Origin of the sequence: Mesorhizobium sp. M1169 (assembly GCF_040318345.1) — a bacterium.
In the GTDB taxonomy this organism is placed as follows: domain Bacteria; phylum Pseudomonadota; class Alphaproteobacteria; order Rhizobiales; family Rhizobiaceae; genus Mesorhizobium.
Genome location: NZ_JAMYME010000010.1, coordinates 173,716 through 183,018 on the forward strand (window position 1 = coordinate 173,716; position 9,303 = coordinate 183,018).

Genomic DNA, 9,303 nt, shown 5'->3' on the forward strand with positions numbered 1-9,303 from the left:
CAGGTCGTGATCTCATAGATATGGTCGAAATGGCGGATGAACCACAGGGAAACGGGCCCACTCGATCACATCACGGGTCCACGACCTCATTTGCCATGAAGCGAGGGAACCAGGATTCGTGGGCGTCGGTCAATTCGCTGACCGGTATCGCACGCGCCTCGCCCAGCTTCAGTTCGCTGCCGCCGGTCGAGCCGATCCACGGCGCAAAAACGCCGAGCTTGTTTTGCTGTTCGCGAATGGCGTCCCATTGCTCGCTCTGCGGGTCGATCGACAGCGTCAAGAGATAGCGGCCCTGGTCCTCGCCGAACCAGACCGGGATTGGATCTGTGCCGATCAGGCCGGGGATGGTCGCGCCGATGCCGGAGGCCATCGCCATCTCGGCCAGCGCCACCGCGATGCCGCCATCGGAAACGTCATGCGCCGCGGTAACGACACCGGAGCCGATCAGTGCCCGCACATGGTCGCCGACCCGCTTCTCGTGGCCGAGATCGACCGGCGGCGGCGGGCCGTCGGCGCGGCCATGAATGTCGCGCATATAGACCGACTGGCCAAGATGCGTGCCCCATATCGTCGGCGCGCCGACCAGCACGATCATCTGGCCTTCGGCGGCAAAGCCGATGCGCACCATTTTCGACCAGTCGGCAATCAGCCCGACGCCGCCAATGGTCGGTGTCGGCAGGATGCCCTGTCCGTTGGTCTCATTGTAGAGGGAGACGTTGCCGGAGACGATCGGAAAGCCAAGCGCCCGGCAGGCATCGCCGATGCCTTTCACAGCACCAACCAGCTGGCCCATGATCTCCGGCCGTTCCGGATTGCCGAAATTGAGGTTGTCGGTGGCCGCGAGCGGCAGAGCGCCGGTGGCGGTAAGATTGCGCCAGCATTCGGCAACCGCCTGCTTGCCGCCCTCGTAAGGGTCGGCCTCGCAATAGCGCGGCGTCACGTCGGAGGAGAAGGCGAGCGCCTTGGTCGGGTGGCCATCGACGCGCACGACACCGGCGTCGCCGCCGGGAAGCTGCAGGGAATTACCCTGGATCAGCGTGTCGTACTGCTCCCAGACCCAGCGGCGCGAGGAAAGGTCTGGTCCGCTCAGCAGCTTGAGCAGTGCGTCGGCCACATCGGCTTGCGGTGCATCGCCGGCCAGCGGCGCCGGCTTCTTCGGATCGACCCAGGGACGGTCATATTCCGGCGCTTGATCGCCGAGATCCTTGATCGGCAGGTTGGCGACCTCGTCGCCCTGGTGCAGCACGCGGAAGCGCAGATCGTCGGTGGTCTTGCCGACGATGGCAAAGTCGAGGCCCCATTTGTGGAAAATCGCCTCGGCCTGTTTTTCCTTTTCGGGGCGCAGCACCATCAGCATGCGCTCCTGGCTCTCCGAAAGCATCATCTCATAGGCGCTCATGCGCTCTTCACGCACCGGCACCTTGTCGAGATCGAGCTCGATGCCGAGGTCGCCCTTGGCGCCCATCTCGACCGCCGAGCAGGTGAGGCCGGCGGCACCCATGTCCTGGATGGCGATAACGGCGCCGGACGCCATCAGTTCGAGGCAGGCTTCGAGCAGGCATTTTTCGGTGAATGGATCGCCAACCTGGACCGTGGGCCGCTTCTCGTCGATCTTGTCGTCGAACTCTGCCGAGGCCATGGTGGCGCCGCCGACGCCGTCGCGCCCGGTCTTGGCGCCGAGATAGACGACCGGCAGGCCGACGCCCTTGGCCTCGGACAGAAAGATTGCATCAGTCTTGGCAAGCCCCGCGGCAAACGCATTGACCAGGATATTGCCGTTGTAGCGGGCGTCGAAATTGACCTCGCCGCCGACCGTCGGCACGCCGAAGGAATTTCCATAACCACCGACGCCGGAAACGACGCCGGCAACGAGATGCCTGGTTTTGGGATGGTCCGGCGCGCCGAAACGCAGCGCGTTCATCGCCGCGATCGGCCGCGCGCCCATGGTGAAGACATCGCGCAGGATGCCGCCGACGCCGGTCGCCGCTCCCTGATATGGCTCGATATAGGAGGGGTGGTTATGGCTCTCCATCTTGAAGACGACGCAGTCGCCGTCGCCGATGTCGACCACGCCGGCATTCTCGCCCGGGCCCTGGATGACTTGCGGCCCGGTGGTCGGCAGCGTGCGCAGCCACTTCTTCGAGGATTTGTAGGAACAATGCTCGTTCCACATCGCGGAAAAAATACCAAGTTCGGTAAAGCTCGGTTCGCGCCCGACCAGGTCGAGGATGCGCTGGTACTCGTCGGGCTTCAGCCCGTGCGCGGCAATGAGTTCAGGAGTGATCGGCACGGAATTGGAAATGGTCATGATCGGCAATTGTGTCCTTGGGATCGAGTCCCGTCTTATCGCAAGCGTTGCAGCCGATACACCCCGTTGGATGACTAAAACGATGGAAAGCAACAGCTGACCGCAAGTAGCGAAAGATCGCCACTCGACCCGCCGGTTTCAAGCCGGTTCAGGAAAAGCTGTCGTAGCCGGCGCGGCCCTCGTCCAGAAGCCGCCGGATCACCGCGACGCCGTGCGCGATATCGTCCCGCTGTCGCGGCTGCGAGATGCCAAACCGCACGCCGTGAAAGGCCTGTTCGGAACGCCCTGCCTTGAACTCATCCTCGTCGTCGATGAGCACGCCATGTTCGAGGCAGGCCTGTTTGAAAGTGCCGGAAAGCCACGGGTCGGGCAAAGTGAGCCAGACGAACGGCACGTTATCCAGCGCCTTGAAATCGAAGCCGTCGAGTGTCTCGCGCACGATCGCGATGCGCGCACCGATCTCGGCAATGCTGCGCTTGCGCACCTCAGCGGCCTGACCGGACAGCACCAGCCGGCTGCCCACCTCCGCCAGCAGAAAGGGCAGGCCGCCCGTCATCATCTTGTGGGCAACCCGGATGCGGTGACGATAGGCCGGCGGGCAAGCGAGCCAGCCGCCGCGAACACCCGCCGCAACCGATTTCGACAGGCCGCCGGCAACGATGGTCCGTTCGGGAGCATATTCGGCCATTAAAGGCGTTGGGTCATCGGTCAGTCCGCCATAGAGATCGTCCTCGATCAGGACGACGTTATATTGACGGGCGACATGCGCGATTGCCTCGCGGCGCGATGCCGACAGCGTTGTCAGCGTCGGGTTCTTGGCCGTCGGCATCAAAAACATCATCTTCGGGTGCTTTTGTGCGCAGACGCGCTCGAAATCCTGGGGATCGATGCCCTCGTCGTCAGTCGCCACCAGTGCGGTCCGGCGACCGATCAGGCCGGCACTGCGCGAGATCTGCGAATAGGTGAGGTGCTCGAAGACGACATAGTCGCCGGGGGCGGTGAGCCCCGCAATGGTTGCCATCACCGCGGCGTGGGTGCCGAGCGTGGGAACGATGGCATCCGCCGCCGGGCGATAGGAATTGCGCGACAGCCAGCGCCTGCCCGCTTCGAACCAGCGGTCCGGGAAATCACGAGTATAGCTTGAAATCTCATGCGGATGGTCTTGCGCCGTGCGTGTCAACACGTCGGCGACGATGGCACCCTGGCCGACATCCGGTGCGGCGGTGCTATCGAAGCGCAGCTTGTCGCCGGGCGCATCCATATAGCGCGTGCCTTGTTCGACCGGCCCTAGGAAATCCGCCTTTGCGCTCTCCGACCGTTGAGCGAGAACATAGGTTCCGCGGCCGACCTCGCCGCTGACCAGTCCCCGCTCGCGCAGCAATTGATAGGCCCTGCCAACCGTGCCGACGGTCGTGCCGATGTCGTATGCCAGATCGCGCTGCGGCGGCAGCTTTGCCCCTGCACCGATCAGGCCGCGGTCGATGTCCGTCTCGATGGAATCAGCAAGCCGCTGATAGAGCGGGCCGGTGCGGGCGGTCAGGTCTGGAAGCCAAGTTGTCATGGTGACAATTTTTTACATTGCACCGAAATGAGAGTCAATACATATGGAGCGGGCCGTACGAAAAGGCACAATTGCAATCTTGGCAGAAAGAAAATGGGTACAATAGAGACAATCCGCTACGCGGCAGTTGAATTGACCGGAAGCCGCTCGTCGGGCCGGAGATCCTATGTTCGCGGGCTCGTGCAAGTGGTCACGTCATTCGTCCGATGGATCGACAGCCTGCTGGATCGCCGCCGCAGTCGGCTGGTCCTGCTCGAGATGACCGAAGCCCAGCTCAAGGATATCGGCATTTCGCGCTGCGATGCCCATCGTGAAGGTCTGAGGCCGTTCTGGGACTGAGGAGTTCGACGGGGCGCTATCGCACTTTAGCGGACGCCCGCCGCCCTGATCCGCGTGACACCGTGGTCCACAAGCACCGCCACAATGCACAGCATCAGAAAGAGCCCGGTGATGGCCAGAGCCGAGACGGCGACGCTGGTCGCGCCGTTCTTGGCGAGATCGAGGAACGGGTAGGGCACTTCACCGGCAATCGGCGCCCGCAGCAGCGCGTAGGCCAGATAGGCGATCGGATAGATCATCCACCAGGAGATGTCGCGCCACCGCGTCGAGCCGTCGGCGCCTGCCACAAGCCACCACAGCACGAACAACACCGGCGTCACATAGTGCAGGAGCACATCGCAGAGCAGGAACAGCCCTTGCGGCTGCCAAAGCTGCGCCAGGACCGTTGCATAAACGATGAGGACCAGCGTTATGGCGACGGCCACGCCCGCCCGCATCCGTGGCGCGGAAAAGGCCGGAAACCATGCATAACCCGTCGACGACAGCAACGAGGCATGGACGAGCACCGCGCCGATGTTGGTCAGGATGGTGAAGAAGCTGAAATAGAAGACCAGCGAGCCGGCAAAGCCGCGGCCGGCTTCCATTGATGCCGGGACGGTGATGCAGAGCTGCAGGACGAGCCCGGCCAGGCCGACGACCAGACCGGCGATCTGCAGCACGCGACCCATTGGGCTAGGCAGCAGCGCCGCAGGCCGGATTGCCCGCCTGCCAGCGGGCAATGTCCGAGCCGATGCGGGCGCCGAGCGGTTCCGCCATCAATGGGCCGAACACGTCGACGCGGCTCGAATTGCCTTGCGCCTGCACGACCAGCAACGGCTTTCCACCATAATGTTTGGCCGGCACCAGCAGGAAGCGCGGCGTGCCGCTGAACGAATTCAGCTCGTTGGCCATCTGGTACGATTTGAAGGCAGGGTCCTTGCTGGCGATCCAGCATTTGTGGGCAGCTATTGCCACCTGCTCCATGGCAAGCAGTGACGCGCTCTTGCCCGCCGGCGCCGGCGCGCTCTTCGGGCCTGACTGGCAGGAGGCGAGTACAAGACCGGCGGAAGCGGCGAGGGCGAGGCGGGCGAGTGTCGATCGCATGGTCAAGCGGCGCCCATCTCGAGTTCGGACAGAAACACCTTCAGACCGTCTGTCATCTCACCCCAGACGCGCGACAGCGCCGGATGCTGCAGGGCGATTTGCTCATAGGCATCGAATTTCGGATAGCCATCAAGCAGGTCGGGGCGGCCGATCGTCGCCCTGAAATTGTTGAAGACGAAGCGGGTCGGCGTCAGCCAGGCATCGGCGAAGGAGATGTCGTCGCCGAGCGCGAACGGGCCATGCGCCATGCGCGCCTCGATTGCCGCGAGCCCGTGATGCAATCGGGCGAACTGTGCCTTGATCTCCGCCTCGTTGCGCTGCGGCACGAAATGGAGCTCGAACAGCTTCATCGTCGGGGCGAGCACGTCGAGGTCGGTGATGCGGGCGAACATGCGCACCAGCGCCCGGTCCTTCGAGTCCCTCGGCAGCAGCGCCGGCTCGGGAAAGCGCTCCTCCAGATATTCGGCGATGACCACCGATTCGACGATCGTTTCGCCGGAGCCGGTGATCAGCACCGGAATCCGGTTCAACGGCGAGATGGCACGAAACGCCTCGGGGATGGGAAACCCCGGCGGCGGTGCAATGAGCTTGAGCGGGACGTTCTTGATGTAGGCCAACGCCCGCACGATCGACGAATAGGGCGACAACGGCCGCGAATAGAGTTTCATGACCGTGGCTCCAGGAGGAAAATTGAAGGTATCAAGCGGCGATGCCCAGCGCGCTTTCGAACAGCGCCCGGCCGTCGCTGCCGCCATGCGCCGCTTCGATCAGGTTCTCGGGATGCGGCATCAGGCCGAGCACGTTGCCGCGGCCGTTGACGATGCCGGCAATGTCGTTGATCGAGCCGTTGGGATTGGTGCCTTCAGCATAGCGGAACACCACCTGGCCTTCGCCTTCGAGGCGGGCCAGCGTTTCGGCATCGGCGAAATAATTGCCGTCATGGTGCGCCACCGGCGCACGGATGATCTGGCCCGGCTGGTAGCGGCGGGTGAACATCGTGTTGGCATTGGCGATCTGCAGCTTCACCTGGCGGCAGACGAATTTCAGCGAAGTGTTCCGCATCAACGCGCCCGGCAGCAGGCCGGCCTCGACCAGGATCTGGAAGCCGTTGCAGACGCCGATGACCGTGACGCCCTTGGCCGCCTTTTCGGCCACCGCCCGCATTACTGGCATGCGCGCGGCAATGGCGCCGCAGCGCAGATAATCGCCGAACGAAAAGCCGCCGGGAATGGCGATCAGGTCGACATCGGGAATTTCGGTGTCGGTCTGCCAGACGGTGACCGGCGGCGTGCCGGAAATCTTGGTCAGCGCCGCGATCATGTCGCGGTCGCGATTGAGGCCGGGGAGCAGGACGACGGCTGATTTCACCTCAGGCGATCTCCACCGCGTAATTCTCAATCACCGTATTCGCCAGAAGCTTGTCGCACATGGCTTTCAGATCCGCTTCGGCCTTGGCCTTGTCGCTCTCGGCAAGTTCGATATCAAAAACTTTGCCTTGCCGCACCTGGCCGATGCCGCCGAAACCCATTGCGGACAGCGCATGCTCGATTGCCTTGCCTTGTGGGTCTAGCACGCCGTTCTTGAGGGTTACGGTAATGCGGGCCTTGATCACGCTGGACATGTTCCTGTTCATCTGTTGAGCGGGCAAGCCATCAGTGCGGCTTGCCTTTGACACCGTCGGTCGATGCGACGAGCACCGGCCCGGCTGGGCGCGGCGGCTCGTTCTCGTTCATGATGCCGAGGCGGCGGGCAACTTCCTGATAAGCTTCGACCAGCCCACCCATGTCGCGGCGGAAGCGGTCCTTGTCGAGCTTGTCCTGCGTCGCCACGTCCCACAGCCGGCAGGAATCCGGCGAGATCTCGTCGGCGACGACGATGCGCATCATGTCGCCTTCGAACAGGCGGCCGCATTCGATCTTGAAATCGACGAGCTGGATGCCGACACCCATGAACAGGCCGGAAAGGAAGTCGTTGACGCGGATGGCCAGCGCCATGACATCGTCGATCTCCTGTGGGCTCGCCCAGCCGAAGGCGGTGATGTGCTCTTCCGATACCATCGGATCGTCGAGTGCATCGGCCTTGTAATAGAATTCGATGATCGAGCGCGGCAGCACGGTGCCTTCCTCGATGCCCAGGCGCTTGGCCAGCGAGCCGGCGGCGACGTTGCGCACCACCACTTCGAGCGGGATGATCTCGACTTCCTTGATCAACTGCTCGCGCATGTTGAGCCGGCGGATGAAGTGGGTCGGAATGCCCATCCGGTTGAGGTGGTTGAAGATGTGCTCGGAAATGCGGTTGTTGAGCACGCCTTTGCCATCGACGATTTCATGCTTCTTCTTGTTGAAAGCGGTAGCGTCGTCCTTGAAGAACTGGATCAGCGTGCCAGGCTCCGGTCCCTCATAAAGGATCTTGGCCTTGCCTTCATAAATGCGGCGGCGATTTTTCATCTGATTTTTCTCTGGATTTGCGGGCAGGCGGCAAGCGACCAGTTCCTGTCCGTCTGCCTAAAATAAGATGGCGACGGTGGGGTTCAATGCCGGTGTCTATCCCAATCGCACTGTTTGCTCAATCGGCAAATCCTTTCAATCAACCGCTTTCGGGCACCGAAATGCCGCAGCGCAGCAAGCAATGTAGCATATTGACCGGCCTGCGCCCTTTTGGTTTGTGCTCCGGCAACACATATTGGCACAACGAATCGGATTTCACGGAGGGATGCCATGAGCAGCATGAAAGACCGCGAAGAGGGCTTTGAGCGCAAATTCGCATTCGACGAGGAACTTCGGTTCAAGGCTGCGGCACGCCGCAACAGAGCGCTCGGCCTGTGGGCTGCCGAAAAGCTCGGCAAATCCGGCACCGATGCCGACGCTTATGCCAGGGAAGTGGTCGTCAGCGACATCGAGGAAGCCGGCGATCACGACGTTTTCCGCAAGATACGCAAGGATTTCGATGCGGCGGGCATCGACCAGTCGGACCATCAGATCCGCCGCACCATGGATGAATTGATGGCGCAGGCGATCGAGCAGATCAAGAACACCTGATCCTTGCATCGATACCGATCGAATGCTGGACCAATCGACCGCCCGGCCTAGCCGGGCGGTTTTTCTTTGCCTTTGCGGTCATTTCCGGCTGAATTGCTGCAACCAAAGAGGAAATCGCCAATGTCCCTGAAGTCACGCCTTGCGGCCGACGAGACGCTGTTCACCGCATGGTCCGGCGTGCCGGATGCCTTGACCGTCGAGATACTGGCCAGGCAAGGATTCGACGCGGTTACACTCGACATGCAGCATGGGGGCCATCACGAGGACAGCGTGCTGCGCGGGCTTGTGCCGGTGCTGGCCGCCAACAAGCCGGCTTTGGTGCGCATCCCGGTCGGCCGCTTCGACATGGCCAGCCGCGCGCTCGACTTCGGCGCCGAAGCTGTGATCGCGCCGATGGTGAATTCAGTGGCGGACGCAAAGCTGTTTGCCGCCGCCATGAAATACCCGCCGCTCGGCGAGCGCTCCTGGGGGCCGACCTATGCTTTTCCGCGCCATGGCAAGGGCGACTATGCCGACTGGCTGCGCGACAGCAACCAGCGCACCATGGCGTTCGCCATGGTCGAAACGCGCGCCGCGCTTGATGCACTCGACGGCATTCTCGACACGCCGGGTATCGACGGGATCTTCCTCGGCCCGTCGGATTTCTCGATCGCCTGGTCGAAGGGGACCACCGTCAGTTCGACGCTGGAGAGCATGATGGAGACCGTCGCCTTGATCGCCGAGCGCACCCGCAAGGCCGGCAAGCATGCGGCGATCTATGTGATGGAACCGGCCATTGCCGGTCGCGTGGTGTCGATGGGCTACCGGCTGCTGGCGTTGGGTTCCGAGCATTCGCTGATTTCGCTTGGGGCAAAGACCCTGCTGAGCAGCGTCAGGGATTCGATCGCTTCCTAGAGTATCCGTGTTGGTCAAGGGAGAGATGGTGTCCAGGTCCGATTGTCCCTGAGTAGTGCGTTTGCGAGGATGATGAGCTT

11 protein-coding genes are annotated in these 9,303 nt (G+C 62.6%); 3 read left to right on the plus strand and 8 right to left on the minus strand.

The window, feature by feature from the left end:
- Positions 1-70: 70 nt before the first annotated feature.
- Positions 71-2,308 carry a phosphoribosylformylglycinamidine synthase subunit PurL gene (gene purL / locus NKH41_RS13415; protein ID WP_352614100.1) on the minus strand — a complete coding sequence of 746 codons (2,238 nt, stop codon included), beginning with the start codon at positions 2,306-2,308 and terminating at the stop codon, positions 71-73.
- A 148-nt stretch (positions 2,309-2,456) separates the two neighbouring features.
- The gene (locus NKH41_RS13420; protein ID WP_352614099.1) at positions 2,457-3,869 is read right to left on the minus strand and encodes an aminotransferase-like domain-containing protein; all 1,413 of its coding nucleotides are present in this window, start codon (positions 3,867-3,869) and stop codon (positions 2,457-2,459) included.
- 93 nt (positions 3,870-3,962) lie between these two features.
- Here NKH41_RS13420 and NKH41_RS13425 point away from each other — a divergent pair, with 93 nt between their 5' ends.
- Complete coding sequence (locus NKH41_RS13425) at positions 3,963-4,208, plus strand: DUF1127 domain-containing protein (protein ID WP_352614098.1); 246 nt, start codon at positions 3,963-3,965, stop codon at positions 4,206-4,208.
- A gap of 26 nt (positions 4,209-4,234) precedes the next feature.
- Here the strand turns inward: NKH41_RS13425 and NKH41_RS13430 are convergent, their stop codons facing one another.
- Genes NKH41_RS13430 through purC form a run of 6 tightly spaced genes read right to left on the minus strand, consistent with a single transcriptional unit; the run spans position 4,235 to position 7,738 of the window.
- On the minus strand, positions 4,235-4,876 hold the full coding sequence (locus tag NKH41_RS13430) for a Pr6Pr family membrane protein (RefSeq protein ID WP_352501588.1): 642 nt from the start codon (positions 4,874-4,876) through the stop codon (positions 4,235-4,237).
- Between the two features lie 4 nt (positions 4,877-4,880).
- On the minus strand, positions 4,881-5,291 hold the full coding sequence (locus tag NKH41_RS13435) for a hypothetical protein (protein ID WP_352474652.1): 411 nt from the start codon (positions 5,289-5,291) through the stop codon (positions 4,881-4,883).
- 2 nt (positions 5,292-5,293) lie between these two features.
- Positions 5,294-5,959 carry a glutathione S-transferase family protein gene (locus tag NKH41_RS13440; RefSeq protein ID WP_352474653.1) on the minus strand — a complete coding sequence of 222 codons (666 nt, stop codon included), beginning with the start codon at positions 5,957-5,959 and terminating at the stop codon, positions 5,294-5,296.
- Between the two features lie 31 nt (positions 5,960-5,990).
- Positions 5,991-6,659, minus strand: coding sequence for a phosphoribosylformylglycinamidine synthase subunit PurQ (gene purQ, locus NKH41_RS13445; protein WP_023674723.1), 669 nt, complete (start codon positions 6,657-6,659; stop codon positions 5,991-5,993).
- Between the two features lies 1 nt (position 6,660).
- Positions 6,661-6,903, minus strand: a complete 243-nt coding sequence (gene purS / locus NKH41_RS13450) for a phosphoribosylformylglycinamidine synthase subunit PurS (RefSeq protein ID WP_352541430.1) — start codon at positions 6,901-6,903, stop codon at positions 6,661-6,663.
- Between the two features lie 40 nt (positions 6,904-6,943).
- Entirely contained in the window at positions 6,944-7,738 is a 795-nt protein-coding gene (purC, locus tag NKH41_RS13455; RefSeq protein ID WP_023674725.1) for a phosphoribosylaminoimidazolesuccinocarboxamide synthase, read from the minus strand.
- A gap of 270 nt (positions 7,739-8,008) precedes the next feature.
- On the opposite strand from purC, the gene NKH41_RS13460 reads away from it, so the two are divergent.
- Positions 8,009-8,329 (plus strand): DUF1476 domain-containing protein, encoded by a 321-nt coding sequence (locus NKH41_RS13460; RefSeq protein WP_254817651.1) that lies wholly within the window; start codon positions 8,009-8,011, stop codon positions 8,327-8,329.
- 120 nt (positions 8,330-8,449) lie between these two features.
- Entirely contained in the window at positions 8,450-9,223 is a 774-nt protein-coding gene (locus NKH41_RS13465; protein ID WP_352541429.1) for an HpcH/HpaI aldolase family protein, read from the plus strand.
- The last annotated feature ends 80 nt before the right edge of the window (positions 9,224-9,303 follow it).